Annotated in this window: 10 protein-coding genes and 1 pseudogene; 5 read left to right on the forward strand and 6 right to left on the reverse strand. The window is 66.8% G+C overall.

Annotated elements, in window-relative coordinates; translation table 11 throughout:
- Positions 1 to 55: 55 nt before the first annotated feature.
- Positions 56 to 1122 (forward strand): IS630 family transposase gene (locus tag ACWPN5_RS23035; protein WP_492296215.1). Its coding sequence is split into 2 segments (ribosomal slippage): positions 56 to 541 and positions 544 to 1122, totalling 1065 coding nucleotides; the frame shifts between segments, so codons are not numbered across the junction.
- 79 nt (positions 1123 to 1201) lie between these two features.
- On the opposite strand, the gene ACWPN5_RS23040 is transcribed toward ACWPN5_RS23035, so the two are convergent.
- Positions 1202 to 2497, reverse strand: a complete 1296-nt coding sequence (locus ACWPN5_RS23040; protein WP_492298022.1) for an ISL3 family transposase — start codon at positions 2495 to 2497, stop codon at positions 1202 to 1204.
- Between the two features lie 4 nt (positions 2498 to 2501).
- On the opposite strand from ACWPN5_RS23040, the pseudogene ACWPN5_RS23045 reads away from it, so the two are divergent.
- Both ACWPN5_RS23045 and ACWPN5_RS23050 read left to right on the forward strand, forming a co-directional pair.
- Positions 2502 to 2936 (forward strand): annotated as a pseudogene (locus ACWPN5_RS23045) (IS5-like element ISAzba7 family transposase); the annotation flags it as partial.
- A gap of 79 nt (positions 2937 to 3015) precedes the next feature.
- Positions 3016 to 4251 carry an IS701 family transposase gene (locus ACWPN5_RS23050; protein WP_492293979.1) on the forward strand — a complete coding sequence of 412 codons (1236 nt, stop codon included), beginning with the start codon at positions 3016 to 3018 and terminating at the stop codon, positions 4249 to 4251.
- Between the two features lie 1013 nt (positions 4252 to 5264).
- On the opposite strand, the gene acuI is transcribed toward ACWPN5_RS23050, so the two are convergent.
- From acuI to ACWPN5_RS23075, 5 genes are all read right to left on the reverse strand, one after another.
- Complete coding sequence (gene acuI, locus ACWPN5_RS23055) at positions 5265 to 6257, reverse strand: acrylyl-CoA reductase (NADPH) (protein ID WP_145689424.1); 993 nt, start codon at positions 6255 to 6257, stop codon at positions 5265 to 5267.
- 46 nt (positions 6258 to 6303) lie between these two features.
- Complete coding sequence (gene acuR, locus ACWPN5_RS23060; RefSeq protein ID WP_492297564.1) at positions 6304 to 6951, reverse strand: acrylate utilization transcriptional regulator AcuR; 648 nt, start codon at positions 6949 to 6951, stop codon at positions 6304 to 6306.
- Positions 6952 to 7029: 78 nt separating this feature from the next.
- Positions 7030 to 9498, reverse strand: a complete 2469-nt coding sequence (gene torA, locus ACWPN5_RS23065; RefSeq protein ID WP_492297565.1) for a trimethylamine-N-oxide reductase TorA — start codon at positions 9496 to 9498, stop codon at positions 7030 to 7032.
- A gap of 11 nt (positions 9499 to 9509) precedes the next feature.
- Positions 9510 to 10157, reverse strand: a complete 648-nt coding sequence (locus ACWPN5_RS23070; RefSeq protein ID WP_492297567.1) for a TorD/DmsD family molecular chaperone — start codon at positions 10155 to 10157, stop codon at positions 9510 to 9512.
- Complete coding sequence (locus ACWPN5_RS23075) at positions 10154 to 11782, reverse strand: c-type cytochrome (protein ID WP_492297568.1); 1629 nt, start codon at positions 11780 to 11782, stop codon at positions 10154 to 10156. The genes ACWPN5_RS23070 and ACWPN5_RS23075 overlap by 4 nt, the downstream gene beginning before the upstream one ends.
- Before the next feature lie 217 nt (positions 11783 to 11999).
- On the opposite strand from ACWPN5_RS23075, the gene ACWPN5_RS23080 reads away from it, so the two are divergent.
- Together ACWPN5_RS23080 and ACWPN5_RS23085 are read left to right on the forward strand one after the other, a co-directional pair.
- A complete protein-coding gene (locus ACWPN5_RS23080; RefSeq protein WP_492297570.1) occupies positions 12000 to 14309 on the forward strand; it encodes a hybrid sensor histidine kinase/response regulator in 2310 nt (769 codons plus the stop codon).
- Complete coding sequence (locus ACWPN5_RS23085; RefSeq protein ID WP_186466184.1) at positions 14306 to 14995, forward strand: response regulator transcription factor; 690 nt, start codon at positions 14306 to 14308, stop codon at positions 14993 to 14995. The genes ACWPN5_RS23080 and ACWPN5_RS23085 overlap by 4 nt, the downstream gene beginning before the upstream one ends.
- The last annotated feature ends 336 nt before the right edge of the window (positions 14996 to 15331 follow it).

Consider the following 15331-nt stretch of genomic DNA (forward strand, 5'->3'; position numbering starts at 1 on the left):
ATTCCCAAGGCCGGCAACCCGTGATTCAATTCCCCATCGCGATGGGGAGGAGCGAATGCCAGCGGCGTTGCCGATCCGGGAAGACCTGAGCGCCAGCGAATTGCGTGCTTTGGCGCGGCGGGAGAACAAAGGGCGGGTGGCGGCACGCATGTTCGCCATCGCCCATGCGCTCGACGGGGTGAGCCGGGCGGAAGCGGCGCGGCTGGCCGGCATGGACCGCCAAGCCCTGCGCGATGCGGTGGTGCGCTACAACGCCGAAGGCGTCGCCGGACTCTATGATCGTCCGCTGCCCGGCCGTCCGGAATGGCTGACCGAAGGCGAGCAGGCGACGCTCAAGGCCATCATCCTGGCCGGTCCCGATCCCAAGCGGCATGGCTGCGTGGAATGGACCCTGCCGATCCTGTGCGAGGTGATCGCCGACCGCTTCGCCAAGACGCTGCATCCGGCCAGTCTGTCGCGCATCGTGCGTCGGCTGAACCTGTCGAAGCAGAAGACGCGGCCCCGCCATCCGCAGTCCGACGCCAAGGCCCAGGCCGCCTTCCAAAAAAGGGGCTGCGCGAAGCGCTGAAGGCCGCGGCCGCCGCGCATCCGGAGCGGCGCCTCCAACTCTGGTTCCAGGACGAAGCGCGCATCGGCCAGAAGGGCCGCACCACGCACCGCTGGTGGGAGCGCGGGCAGCGTCCGGCCGGGCTGTGCGACAAGCGCTTCACCTCGGCCTACCTCTACGCCGCCGTCTGCCCGGCCAGCGGCGCCGACTTCGCGCTGGTCATGCCGACCGTCTCCACCACCGCCATGAGCCTGTTCCTGGACGGCTTCTCCCGAAGCCTGGAACCGGACGTCCAGGCGGTGCTCGTGCTCGACCAGGCCGGCTGGCATGGATCGCGGACGCTGGTCGTGCCTGACACCATCACGCTGGTGCCGCTGCCGCCCTACAGTCCGGAGTTGAACCCGGTCGAGCGCGTCTGGCTGTACCTGCGTGAGCGCTTTCTGTCCCACCGGCTACTGGACGACTACGACGCCGTCGTCCAGGCCTGCTGTGACGCCTGGAACGCCCTCACCGCCACACCGGAGCGCCTACGCTCCCTCACCAGCTATCCGTGGCTCCCATGTGTCAGTGCTTAAGCTCGGCGGTATGATGACGAAGACGAGGCGATCCTTCACTGTACCGCGGCCCGGAAATGAGACACCCGGCTGTGCTTATTCAGGCGGCCAAGGGTAGCTCGGCCATGAGCGTCTCATCAACCCCGAGCTGGTCGGCGCGCACCTGGGCTGGGGTGCGGTGTCCATGCCGGGCGACGAGCCAGGTTTCGTTGTTGTAAAGGCCGAATGAAGTTTGGTTCTCCCGCACTTTTCGTGAAGGCTTTGCCCACGCTGCAGAGAGCGTGCGGCTGCGCAGGAGTTCGAAGCCGGCTCGGCCGTACATGGTGCGCTTGATGGTCTTCAGTCGGTTGATCCGCCCCTCGACCGGGCCGGTCGACCAGGGCATCTCCAGCGCCGCCCGTACGGCCGCCAAGTCCTTCCGGAGCCCGGACGCGAAGCCCTCCAACGGTGTCCCGACGGTGGCCGCCAGCCAATCGTCGAGGGTGCCCGTCCCCTGCTTGCGCACCAGCGCGGCGAAGCCGTGCGCGAGATCACGCACGTCGCTGAGCGCGGGGATATCGGCCAGCAGCGTGTCCACGAATACCCGGTCAGTCTCCGCCACATCCTTCCGGTCGGCCTGTAGAAGGCGCGCCACGCCGCGGATGGACGGAGGCTTCCATGTGTCCGTTTTCGAGGGTCCGGCGTCCAGCGGATCCCAGGACGTCCGGCGTCGAACTGTGGCCCACGCTCGCACCGTTGATCGGCCGCCGGTGAAACCCTGACCGCCGATCTCGCGCCACAACGCGGTGGCGTTTCGCTGACCTTCGGCCCAGCGGTGCTCCAGGTGCTCGAGGTACGGCGCGAGGATCCCCCCGCCACCCGACGGGCGAGCCCAGGTGCCGGGGCCGCCATCGCGTAGCCAAGCACGCACCGTCTTGCGATCCAGGGCGCAGTTCCGGGCGATCGCGCTGACCGTGGCGCCAGTGTCGGCCAGCCGTCGGACCTCCGCGTAGCGGGCGTGACGGGGAGCGTGCGTGGCGACCCTCCTCACGTCCCGTGCCGACGGCTTCGCGGGTACCTGAGCGACCGGACGTGCGCCTGCCGATGCGCAAGAAGTCGCGGCGCGTCGGACAGCAGCGTGGTGGGCGCCGACCGCCGAGCACATGGCGTCACCCAGATTGCGCAGGAGATGCCAGCGGTCGGCGACATGGACCGCACTCGTCGCACCTTGGCGGGCACCGTCGGCATACACGTCGGCCCGATCGCGGACAATCACCTCCACCCCAGGGTGCGCGCGCAGCCATGCGGCGAAACTGGAGGCGTCCCGATCCGGTAGTAGATCCACCACGTCGCCACGCTCGAGGTCAACCAGGATGGTCCCGTAGCGATGGCCCTTGCGCCACGCCCACTCGTCCACCCCCGGCAAGCCGGGCTCCAAGCGTCACATCCTCGTCGATGCCAATGGCATCCCCCTCGCCCTGAAGATCTCGCCGGCCAACCGGCACGACAGCAAGTTGCTGGAGACGCTGGTCGATGCCGTGCCGGCGATCCGCCAGTGTGCGGGCCGGCCACGGCGCCGCCCGGCCAAGTTGCACGCCGACAAGGGCTACGACTTTGCACACTGCCGGCGGGCGCTGCGCCAACGAGCGATCATTCCGCGGATCGCCCGGCGTGGCGTCGAGAGCAGCGAGCGTCTTGGCCGACACCGATGGGTGGTCGAGCGGACGCTCGCCTGGTTCGCCCGCTTCCGCCGCATCGCCGTCCGCTACGAACGACGCGCCGACATCTTCACCGCCTTTCACCACATCACCGCCAGCCTCATCTGCTGGCGCTTCGTCCAAAGATGGTTCTGTTAGGCACTCTAATCCTACAGTTGAGCCTGAGAGGCTGGGGGGTATGAGCTGTTGAAGGGAGTCTCCGTTTTTGGAGGCTCCCATGACCGCAGCCCTGGATGTGTTGACGGGGTGGCCGGCGCGGCTCGATGAGCTGTTCGGCCGCATTTCCAATGAATTCGCGCGTGCCGAGCCGCGTCGGCAGGCCCGCAAGTACCTGGAAGGGCTGCTCGGAGGCGCCAAGCGCAAGAACGGCTGGCAGTTGGCCGAACAGATCGGCGACGCCCGGCCCTGGCGCACGCAGCGGGTGCTCAGCCATGTGCTGTGGGACCAAAACCATGTCCGCGACGTATGCCGCGCCTACGTCGTCGAGCAACTCGGCCGTGACGGTGTGCTCATCGTTGATGAAACCGGCTTTCTCAAGAAGGGCGAGCACTCCGTCGGCGTGGCCCGGCAATACTCCGGCACCGCCGGGCGCATCGACAACTGTCAAGTCGGTGTGTTCCTGGCCTACGCTACCGAGCGTGGCCACGCACTGATCGACCGCCGCCTCTACCTGCCCGAGGACTGGCTGGATGACGTGCATCGGCGCGAGGGGCGCATCCCGGCCGACGTGGCGTTCGCCACCAAGCCGGCGATGGCGCGGGCGATGATCGCGCAGGCCCTGGATGCCGGCGTGCCGTGCGGCTGGGTGGCGGCGGACGCGCTCTACGGCTCGGACAAGAGCCTGCGCGTGCTGCTGGAGCAGCGCGCGGTTCCCTACGTGCTGGCGGTGCGCGGCAACGAGGTGCTCAACGTCCTGACCGCTGAGCGCGAGTTCCTCCACCTCAAGGCCTCGGCCTTGGCCGACCTCGTGCCGGAGGATGGCTGGAAGCGGCTGAGCGCCGGCGTCGGCGCCAAGGGGCAGCGCTATTACGACTGGGCCCGGTTGCGCCTGTTCCGGCTTCAGGAACCGCCCTGGGATCACTGGCTGCTGATCCGCCGCAACCGCAAGGACCACGCCGACAAGGCCTACTACGTCACCTTCGGGCCGATGGAAACCACCTTGGCGGAGTTGGTACGGGTGGCCGGGTGGCGGTGGGCGATCGAGGAATGCTTCGAGATCGCCAAGCAGGATTGCGGATTGGCCGATTACGAGGTCCGCAGCTGGCACGGCTGGTACCGGCACATCACCCTCGCGATGCTGGCGCTCGCCTTTCTCGCCGCCATGCGCCGGCGGCTCAATGTGGAAAGGGGGGCGGCAGCCGTACGCCATTCGAGCCGATTGCCTACAGCATGCCGGAGATCCGCCACCTCATCGCCGCCCTTCAGAGGCAATGTCCACCCGGGCTCACCTTGATCCTCGGTTGGTCGGTGTGGCGGCGAACCCATCAAGCCGTCGCCCGTGCGTATCACTGGGGCCGCCAGCTCATGCCCAGGCAACCTCAACTGTAGGACTAAGAGGGTCGAGCCGACCACGGCGGCTCGACTGGCGCTGGTGCTTGGTACCACACCACGCTTCTGGATGAATCTCCAAGCCGCCCTCGATGAATGGGACGCCTCGGTGGAAATCGGTGACTGGACGCCCAGTGCCACGTTCGCATCGCCGCAGCCGGCCAGTAACGATCATCCACACCGGCGACGTAGGGCCGTCTACCAAAGGCGGGAAGTCTAAGAGCAAACATTTTTGTCGGATATCTATGGCGCATGCCGTTCACACAGGAGCTTGAAGAGCAAACTTTCTTCACGCTAGGCATAGAGCGCTCTAGAAAGTTCAATGATTTAGCGCGCAATTAGGAGCAAACATTTTTGTCAGCCTACAGCATCTTGTAGTTGGACAAAAATGTTTGCACATTGATAAGAAAGTCTACACATCGACAAAAATGTTTGCTCTTAACTCAGCTTGAGCTTGGCCCTACGCCTGTCGGCGCCGTTCACTTATCCAGCTACTTATCCTTGGCTCCCCTCCCTGTGGCGGACAAGCGTCTCTGCTTCCCAAAACTCCACGGACTGAGCAACTTGACACCCATCGGCTCAAAGTCGCGCACGTTGTGAACCAGCAGCCAACCAGGACCCCAAGCTGACGCATCGCAATCACTTGAAGTGATTGAGAAAAGCTCTGCTGAGGTGGGGTCCCGATCAGCGCCGATCGGGACCCCACCTTGGTGAGGAAATTTCATTTATTTACAAAGGGCTAGATTGATTCTGATAAGGATCCCGCTTCCGAGCCGATTCACAGCAGTCAGGTCATCGCCGGAGTGATCTTGCCCCAAATGGATATTCTTCAATTTCGGGGGGAGGTGCCCGGTGCCAGCCCGCACCACCTCCCGCCATGGCGGAACGGAATAACCGTTCAGCGCAGTGACGCGGCAGTCACGCGAGTGTGGGAGAAACCGCCACGGTGACGCGGCCACGGACCTGCCCGTCGAGCAGGCTGGCGGCGGTGGCCATCACATCGGACAAGGCGATCTCCCTCGTCAGGCCGTCCAGCTTGGCCGGATCGAGGTCATCGGCCAGGCGGTGCCAAGCCTCGATCCGCAGGTCCCTGGGGCACATGACGCTGTCAACCCCGGCCAGGGTCACGCCACGCAGGATGAAGGGCGCCACGGTCGTGGGCAGCGACATGCCGCCGGCAAGACCGCAAGCGGCCACCGTGCCGCGATACTTCATCGCTGCGCAGACATTCGCCAGGACTTGGCCGCCGACGACATCCACTGCACCGGCCCAACGTTCCTTGGCAAGCGGCTTGCCGGGGTCCTGGAACTGCTTGCGGTCAAGCACCTCCGTGGCGCCCAGCACCTTCAGGTAACCGGCCTCTTCCGGGCGGCCGGTGACGGCCACCACCTCGTAGCCGAGCTTCGACAGCAGGGCGACGGCGACGCTGCCGACCCCGCCGGCGGCGCCGGTGACCAGAACCTCCCCCTTGTCCGGCGTGACGTCATGCCGTTCGAGCGCCATGACGCAGAGCATGGCCGTGTAGCCTGCGGTCCCGATCGCCATCGCCTGACGGAGCGTGAACGGGCTTTGCAGCGGGACCAGCCAGTCGCCGTTGACACGCGCCTTTTCCGCAAGGCCGCCCCAATGCTGTTCGCCAACGCCCCAGCCGTTGAGGACGACCTTGTCACCGGCCTTGTAGTCGGGATGAGCAGAATGCTCCACGACACCGGCAAAGTCGATGCCAGGGACCATGGGATAGCTGCGGACCACCGGCGCCTTTCCGGTGATCGCCAGAGCGTCCTTGTAGTTCAGCGTCGAATGGGCGACGCGGACGGTCACGTCGCCCGCCGGCAGGCGGTCGTCATCGATGGTGGACAGGCCGGCGCGGACGTCCGTGCCGTCCTTCTCGATCAAGATGGCTTGAAACATTGAACCCTCCTAGGGGTTGGGTGCGGGTGACGTCAAAGACGCCTGGTCATGCCTGACGATGCAAGGCCGCGAAGAAGCCGCGGGAAAAGGCGTCGAGAGGGGCGGGGCTTCGTTCCAGCTTTGCCCGCAGCACGGCACCCTCCCAGCCAATCCAGAAGAACTCGGCCAAGTGATCGCAATCCAGATCGACGCCGATCTGTCCGGCGGCTTGCGCTGCCCGCAGACAGCGGGATGTGCGGGCCTGCCAATCCAGAAAGACGAGATGCAGCTTTTCACGGAACGGCTCGGGAAGCGTGCCCATTTCCTGGCCGAGATTGCCGACCAGACATCCACGGCGGAAGTCGAACCGCGCCATGCCCGTCTTGGCATCCTCGACGAAATCGCGCAGACGCTGCAGCGGAGGGCGGGACTCGTCCAGGAACCAGCGGTCCAGCTTTCGCGCGAAGTATTCCGCATAGGCAGCGATCAGCGTACCGCCGAACTCTTCCTTGCTGCCGAAGTAATAATAGAAGGATCCTTTCGGCACGTCCGCCGACGCCAGGATTTCCTCGATGCCGACGGCGGAAAATCCCTTTTCCGTGAGGATGGCGACGCCGGTCCTGACCAGCCTCTCCCTGGTGTCCAGATAGGCGCCGTCCTGCTTCGGCGGGCGCCCCCGCCGGCGAGGCTTCAAGGATGGGTCGGTCGTGCTCATGACGCTGATTATAGACCGATCGTCTATAAAAATAAAGCGCCAGTTTTACGTGGCGCACATCGGCTCCCGCCCCGGTTCTCATGCAGGTTGGCTGAAGACCACAACGGGTGGCAGGCTTCCCTTGAAACGCTCCACCTCGGCGACCCCGGTGTGCCCGCAGTTGGCCTGCGCCAGCTTCGAGGTCGACAGCCCGGTCGTCAGGTTGTTGACGTCCCCGTACCGGCACAGGCTGCCGATTTCCCGGGCGTTCGCCGGGTCGAACCAGCCGCCTTCGTTGATGCGGATCACACCGCGGCAGATGTCGTCGGTGATCTTCAAACCGGCAAGGATCTGGCCACGGTCGTTGAAGACACGGACCACATCGCCGTCCGACAACCCGCGCGCCCGCGCGTCCTCCGGATGCATCCAGCAGGGCTCCCGGCCGGCGATGGCGTAGCTCTGCCGGTTGACGGTCCCGCAGAGCTGGGAGTGCAGGCGCATCTGCGGGTGGTTGGCGGCCACATGCAGGGGATAACGGGTCGTCGGTCCGTCCAGCCGCTCGACCGGTTCCATCCAGGTGGCGTGCGGCGGGCAATCGTCGTAGCCGTACTTCTCGATGGCCGTCGAATACAGCTCGAACTTGCCCGACGCCGTCCCCAGCGCGTTCAGCAGCGGATCGGCGCGGAAGTCGGCATGGCGCACGAAATCGGCCTGCTCCTTGCCGAGCGGAAATTCCAGCGGCTTGTTGCTGTCCCAGAAGACGTCGAAGACCGGCATCTCCATGCCCTTGGCGCGCGATTCGATCTTGGCGGATTCGTAGATGCCGCGGATCCAATCCATCTCGCTGAGTCCCTGGGTGAAGGCGTAGCCCTTGCCCAACTTGTCGGCGATGGCGGCGAAGATGTCGAAGTCGCTGCGCGCCTCGAAGACCGGATCGACGATCCTCTTCATCGGGACGATGTGGCTCAGGGCGTAATCCCCGACCTGCTCGATGTCGTTGCGTTCGTAGGACGTGGTCGCCGGCAGCACGATGTCGGCGTGGCGGGCCGACGCGGTCCATTGCACATCCTGCACGATGAAGGTGTCGAGCTGCCGCCACGCGCGCAGCATCTCGTTGCGGTCCTGCTGGTGGGAGAACGGGTTGCCGCCGGCCCAGTAGGCGAGCTTGATCAGCGGAAGGGTGATCTCATGCCCGTTGAACTGCATCGTCTTGCCGGGATTCAGCAGGGTCTCGACCAGACGCGAGACCGGGATCGACACCGCTCCGCTCTGCGACAGCCAGGCCGCCCCGTCGCTCGCCTGACCGGACGCGTCGTCGATCGCCTTGAGGATCGGCGTGGTATGGGTCGGCGCTCCGCCGGAGGCATAGTGATAGCTGAGGCCGTAGCCGCCCCCCGGCAGGCCGATCTGCCCGAGCATGGCGGCGAGCGTGATCAGCATCCAATGGATCTGTTCGCCATGGTGCTGGCGTTGCGTCGAATAGCCGAGCGCCAGCATGGTCCGCTTGGCGGCGAAGCGGCGGGCCAGATCGCGCAGCGTCTCGGCGGGCAGGCCGCAGATGCCGGCGGCCCAGTCGGCGCTCTTCGGCGTTCCGTCGGTTTTGCCCAGCAGGTAGGGCAGGAACTTGTCGAAGCCGTTGGTGTAGCGGTCGAGGAAGTCCTGGTTGTGCAGCTTCTCGGTGTAGAGGGTATGGGCGATGCCCAGCATCATCGCCACGTCGGTCTGCGGACGCGGCGCCAGCCATTCGCCGTTCAGCTCCTGGCAGGTTTCGGTGCGGATCGGGTCGATGCAGAGAACCTTCGTCTTGGCCGCCTTCATCAGCGCGATGCCGGGCCAGGCGCCATGGTCGGCGACCTGCCAGGAGATCTGCGAGCTGTTGAGCGGGTTGCAGCCCCAGAACACCATCAGCTCGCAATGCTCGGCGAGGTTCTTCCAGGTGGTGCATTGCTCATACACCTCGATCGAGCCGGACACGTAGGGCAGGATCACCTGCGCGGCGCCGGTGGAATAGTCGCCGGAGCTGTTGGTGTAGCTGCCGGTCAGGTTCAGCATGCGGCGCAGCAGCGTCTGGCAATTGTGCAGCTTGCCGGGGCTCTTCCAGCCATAGGAGCCGGCGAAGACCGCCTGCTGGCCGTGTTGGGCGCGGACGCGCGTGATCTCGCCGGCGACGAGTTCGATGGCCTTGTCCCAGCTCACGCGGACGAAATCGCCGCTGCCGCGCCCGTCCGGATCGGCGCCGGGGCCTTGTTCCAGCCAGGCGCGGCGCACCATCGGGTAACGAATGCGCGATTCCGAATAGATCGAGTCCATCACGCCGGGAAGCTGCGGCGACGGCGCCGGATCGCCTTCCCACGGGATGAATTCGGTCACGCGGCCGTCCGCGACCTTGCCGTAGAAGACGCCCCAGTGGCAGCCGGACAGGATTTTCCTGGGCGCCGCCTGCGCGAGGGCGCCGCGGGCGAGCAGCGGCAGGCCGGAGAGGCCCAACGCCGCCGCCGATCCCTTGAGGAACGTCCGTTTGGAAAGCCGCGGACCGCCGGTCATCGTCAAGCTCTTTGTCGTGTTCATGGTCAGACCTTTCAGATCGCTGCGGCTGCGCGGCCACCGTCCACCGTCGCGGAACCATCCGCGATCCGGTCGAGCAGCGAGAGCAGGAAGCGCGCGAGATTGCCGTAATAGCCGACGCCGTCGGCCCTGATGAGCGCCCCGGCGAAGCGGCCGGTCCAGACCCGCATCTGGTCCAGCAGGTCGGCGACCGTCGCGGTCCGCCGCTGCCGCATCGCCTCCGCCAGCGCCGCCAGTTGGATCGCCACATGGTCGGGCGGTTCGGCGCAGTCCGCCCCGACCCGCATGTCGAGATCGCGCAGCGCCGCCCGCATGCGGTCGACCGCCGGGCCGCAGAGCCGCCCGGTGCCGTCCCACAGGCTGGCGTAGGGCGGAACGGACCGCTGGCGGAAGATGCCTTCGAACAGGGCGGTGTGCCGCCGCTGCACCGCCAGGGTCACGTCCGCCACCGAACCGGCGGCAAGCAGCTGGCAGAGGGCGTCCGCCGCGGCGGGCTGGCCGAGCGCCTCGCCGAACCGGCGCAGGGCGATCTGCCCCGGCATCGTGCGCGCCGCCTCGACCTGTTCGATGGTGGGGGGCGACAGGAACTGCCGCACCAGCCAGTCGGTGACCGCAACGAGGTCCGTCTCCCCGGAAAAGGCGTGCGTCATGGCTCCACTCATTTCGCCGCCTCCTTGCCGTTCGGGCGCAGATCCTTCGAGTGGTTCTGCAGGTAGGTGAGGATCAGCCGGTACTGGTCGTCGTTGAAGGAGGTGAAGCGCTTCATCGCCTTCAGCGTTCCGACCCACTGGTTGGCGGTGAAATGCTGCTTGTCCGGCAGCACATGGCAGGCGGAGCACGCCTTCTGGTAGGTCGCCTGGCTGTAATCCCACAGCGCTTTGCGGTCCGCGTTCAGGTTGGCGGCGTCGGACCACAGGGTGACCTCGACCGGGACCCAGGACTGGCCGGTGTCGGCGTCGGTTTCCGGCTTGCCGCGCTTCACGGCCGCCGCCGCCGCTTGGTCGAGCACGGCGAGCATCACGCGATGCCCCTTCGACTGATAGACGACCGACGGCGCCTCCGCCATCTGCCAGCCCTTCAGCACCAGCTCCAGCCGGGCGGCGTTGCGGGCGGCGACATGCACCGGCGCGCCGCCCAGCAGCTTGCCCTGTTCCGGGGCCGACCCGCCGACGCCGGCCTGATCGAGCCACACCGGCTTGGTCGCCACCACCCAGACGTCTCCGCCCTGGGCGATGGCCTGCTCCGGCGTGGTCGGCAGCGTCGGCGCGGCGGCGACGGCGTTGCGGAGCATCACCAACGTGTCGGTCCGGTTGGGTTCCGGCATGCCGGGCGCGGGCTTGTGGACGGCGGGAAGATGCTTCAGGTAGACGGCCATCGCCAGCAGGTCCTCGCGCGGAAGCTGCGCGGTGTTCTTGACGACCTCCGCCATGTCGCCCGCCGCCGTGCGGCCGATGGGGCTGACGCCGGTGTGCAGGTAGTTGGCGATCGCGTTGACCGACCAGAAGCCGATCCCGGTCTCGTCGGGGGAGATGTTGGGGAAGTAATCGACGCCGTCGGGGGACTTGCCGCCGCCGTAGCGCTGGCTTGCGATGACGTTCCCCATCAGGCCGCGCGACGAATGGCATTCGGCGCAATGGCCCGGCCCCTCCACCAGATATTCGCCGCGCCGGTACTGGGCCGCGTCGACACCGGCCGGAACCGGGCTTTCCTCGCCGCGCTTGCCGTCGAGGAAGGCCAGCCTCCAGACGCCGACGCCGCGCCGCATGGCATAGGGGAACTTCAGGTCGTGGTCCGGTACCTTGTTGCCGACCGGCTTCAGGCTGAGCAGGTAGGCGTAGAGGTCGCGGACGTCGGTGCCGCTCAGCCGCTGGTAGGAGGTGTAGGGGAAGGCCGGATAGAGGTTCCGGCCGTCCGGCCAGGCTCCGCCCGGCCCGACGCCTTCCCGCAGCGCGCGGTCGAACTGGGCCAGCGTCCAGCCGCCGATGCCGGTCTGCGGATCGGGCGAGATGTTGGGCATGTGGAACACGCCGAACTGCGTGTCGAGCGCCCAGCCGCCGCCCAGGACGGTGTCGTCCTCCTGGCCGGGGGTCTTGTGGCAGGTCGCGCAGTCGGAGGCGACGAAGACCTTGCGCCCGTTGGCGAGGTCGGCGCCCTCGGCGTCCGGCAGGGTCCGGCCGGGATGGGTGGCGGACCATGTCCAGGGCGAGGTCAGCACCACGAAGCCCAGCACGCCCAGCAGCGCCGCGCCCCCGGTGAGACGGTAAAGGGTCCTGCGATGAAGTGCCATGTCGTGTGCTTCCTTCGAATGGTACCGACCGATGGAAGCAGCGTAGCGACGGTGGCGGCGCCATAGGCGTCACGCCTGTGAGCAAGATGTAAACGCGATGTAAACGACGACGCCCTTTACACCGGCCGCACCGGCCGTAAGCTGGCCGTCTGGAGTCCGGGGGCCGGGGGCCGGGGGCCGGAACCTCGACGGTGCAATGGCTGGAGGATGGGTGCGGATGAAGCGGCGGGCCGAATGGTTGACCGACGCCCTTCGGGCCGAATGCGGGGCGCTGGTCGACGAGGGCATCCGGCTGGCCAAGCAGAAGGGCTATGCCGACCAGACCAGTTCCATGCGGGCGGCCTGGACCGAAGCCACCGTGGCGCTCAACGAGGGCCTTGCCGCCTATCTGTCCGACCCGCTGCGCCGGGATGGGCACAGCGGCCACAACAATTATCGCACCGACCCGCGTTTCGACAGGCTCCGCCACATCGCGCAGACGCACCACGACGCGGGAATCCCGCTGGAGCTGAACAACGGTTTGCTCAAGCTGTACCGGCGCGCCTATCGCAACCGGCTGGGCGACCTGCCGGACGGTGCGCGGGAGTTCGGCAGCGGCGACGCCTTCCGGGCGAGGCTCGACGATTTCTTCGACGAGGTCGAGCTGGCGATGCTGGTTCCCTGGGCGGTGGCCGCGCCGCAGGAGGAGGCCTTGAGCGACAGCCTGCGGCGGCTGACGCGCGAGCGCGACCAGTATTTCGCGGCGCTGGAAAGCCTGCGCAATCCGGTGTTCATCCTGGACGAGGACGGCCGCCTGCTGACCGCCAACCGGGCGGCCCTGCAATTCTTCCTCGACATGTCGGAAGCCGGTGCGTTGACCTACCGTCTGGCCCTGCAACCGCACCGCAGCGAACTCCAGGCGGTGGTGGACCAGATCGTCGCCACGCCGGGCACGGAGTGGAATTCGATCTGGATGCAGACCCGCCAGGGCAGCCGCTGTTTCGACATCCGCCTGCGGTCGGTCGAGGATACGGTCCACAAGCTGCGGCCCTGGCAGATCATGCTGCTGCACGACGTGACCGAGCATCATCAGGCGATCCGCAGGGCGCGCGAGGCGGAACGCACCATGTCGCTGTTCCTGGCGGCGATGTCCCATGAAATCCGCGCGCCGCTCCACAGCGTCCTGGGGGCCGCAAGCCTGATGAAGGGGGCCAGCCCGGAAAAGCAGGAGGAACTGGTCGAGCTTCTGGACATCGCGGCCCGGTCGCTGAACACGACCCTGGAGAATGTGCTCAGCTTCTCGCGCTTCGAGCATCAGGCGCCGCAGCCGCGTCCGGTCGCGGTGTGCCTGCGCGAGGCTTTGAGCGATCTGGTGCGGATCAAGGACATTCCCGCCCGTCAGCTGGGCGTGCCCCTGCGCCTGGAGATGGCGCCGGGCCTGCCGGAGCATGTCCGGCTGGATTGGTCGATGATCCAACAGATTCTGGGCAACCTGATCCAGAACGCCCTGCGCCACGACGACGGCCGTGGGGTGCTGGTCGGCCTGCGGGTGGAAGACGGCATGCTGGTCTTTCGGGTCGCCGACCATGGGCCGGGCATGCCCGAGGAGATCCGCGACATGCTGGCGCAAGCCCCCGTCGGGCTGCGGCCCCGGACGACGGGGCGCAACGGGTCCGGCCTCGGCCTGGCCATCGCACAGCGCATGACGCTGGCGCTGGGAGGCGGCATCGCCGTTCTCGATCCTCGGGAAGGGGCCGTTGTCGAGGTGCGCCTGCCACTGGTCGTGGCTTCCCCGGCAGAACCGCCGGCCCGGCAGAGCATGCCGGACGACCGTCTCCACCAGAACTGCCTCATGGTCGACGACGACCCGATCAATGCCCAGGTCACCGCCGCCATGCTGGATCGCATGGGTCTGTCGGTGGACCACGCCCAGACCCTGGAGCAGGCGCACGCCCTGTTGCTTGCGGCCCCGGACGCCTATGGCGTCTTCCTCCTTGATTACCGGTTGCCGGACGGCACCGGACCGGACTTCGCCCGTGATATCCGTCGCAATCCGGCTTCGGCGGATGCCTCGATCATCCTGTTGAGCGCCAACGCCGATTGGGTTCGCGCCTCGCCCGCCGACGCCGGACTGTTCCAGGCCATTCTGGAGAAGCCGCTGGACGCGACCGCGCTGGGCAAGGCCATCCGCGGCAAGGCGGCGCGACCGGCGGTGGGGGCGGGCGGACTGCTCGACGGCCTGTCGCCGACCGCCCGGCGGCGGATGGCGGAAGCGTTCACCCGTGGCTGGACTGAGTTCCGTACGATGCTGGAGGTCGCCGACCCGGCGGAGCGGGATGCCGCCCTTGCCGCTCTCGCCCACAAGCTGGCGAGCGGAGCCGCGACCTTTGGTCTGGACGAAATCGCCGACCGGCTGCGCCGGATCGAAGCGGCGCATGAGGATGGCACCGTCGGCGCGGCGACGCGGGCCAAAGAGCATGGTTCCCTGCTCGCATGTTCTCTGCCACCGGATTGGCGGAACCGCTTCGCAGAGGACTTCTCAGCGTGACCGAGACCGCCGACATTCTTCTCGTCGACGACGACGTCCTGATCCAACTGATGGTCGAGGATGTGGTCACGCAGATGGGGCATCGCTTCCATTGCGCCGCCGACGGCGAGCAGGCGCGGGCCGCGCTGAAACGGCAGCGCTTCGATCTGGTAATCCTGGACCGCCGGCTACCGGACACCGACGGCCTGCTGCTCGCCCAGACCATCCAGGCCGAAGCCAGGGCGCCCTTCATCGTGCTGTCCAGCCTGTCGGCCTCGCACGACCAGTTGCTCGGCCTGGGGCTGGGCGCCCTCGACTACATCTGCAAGCCGGTCGAGCCGGCCTTGCTCCGGGCGCGCATCGCCAAGCACATCGACGCGCCGCGCGAAGCGCATGAGGACAGGGTCGTGACCGTCGGCAAGGCCGTTCAACTCAACACCCAGACCCGCCGGCTGTCGGTCGGCGGGCGGACCGAAGTCCTGTCCCCGGCCGAAAGCCGGCTGCTCGTCCATCTGATCCACACGCTCGACCGGCCGTCGGATCGGCTGGAGATCAGCAAAGCGATTTGCGGGCGGGAGTGGGTGTATGGAGACCGCACCGCCGACGTGTTGGTATCACGCCTTCGCCGTCGACTTGCCGGAAGCGAGGTGGAGATCGTCACGGTCCATGGGCTTGGGTATCTGCTGACCGCCAAGCCGGATGCGTAGGTTAATGCCCGTCCTCAGGAGAATGGACCCGTGTACAATTGTCCCGCCGCGGCATTTTCACCTGTTCATGGTGCCGCACTTATATGCCGCAATGGGCCTTGCACCAAGCTCTGGCTTGGGCGGGCGGCTATCCCCACAGTGATGGTGTGGAAACCAGGGCCGAGCGGATCGGCTCCAAGCATCAAGAGGGACAGCCATGGATCACTGTGCCGGAATCGACGTCTCGTCGGAACAGAGCAGCGTGTGCGTGGTTCAATCGCCTCGTCTTCGTCATCAGACACCTTCCCGTTCCACTCGGAGCTTAGCTGAGGTGTCCACCGAGCCAGGGTGAATCTG

The organism is Azospirillum sp. UENF 211521, from assembly GCF_058780535.1.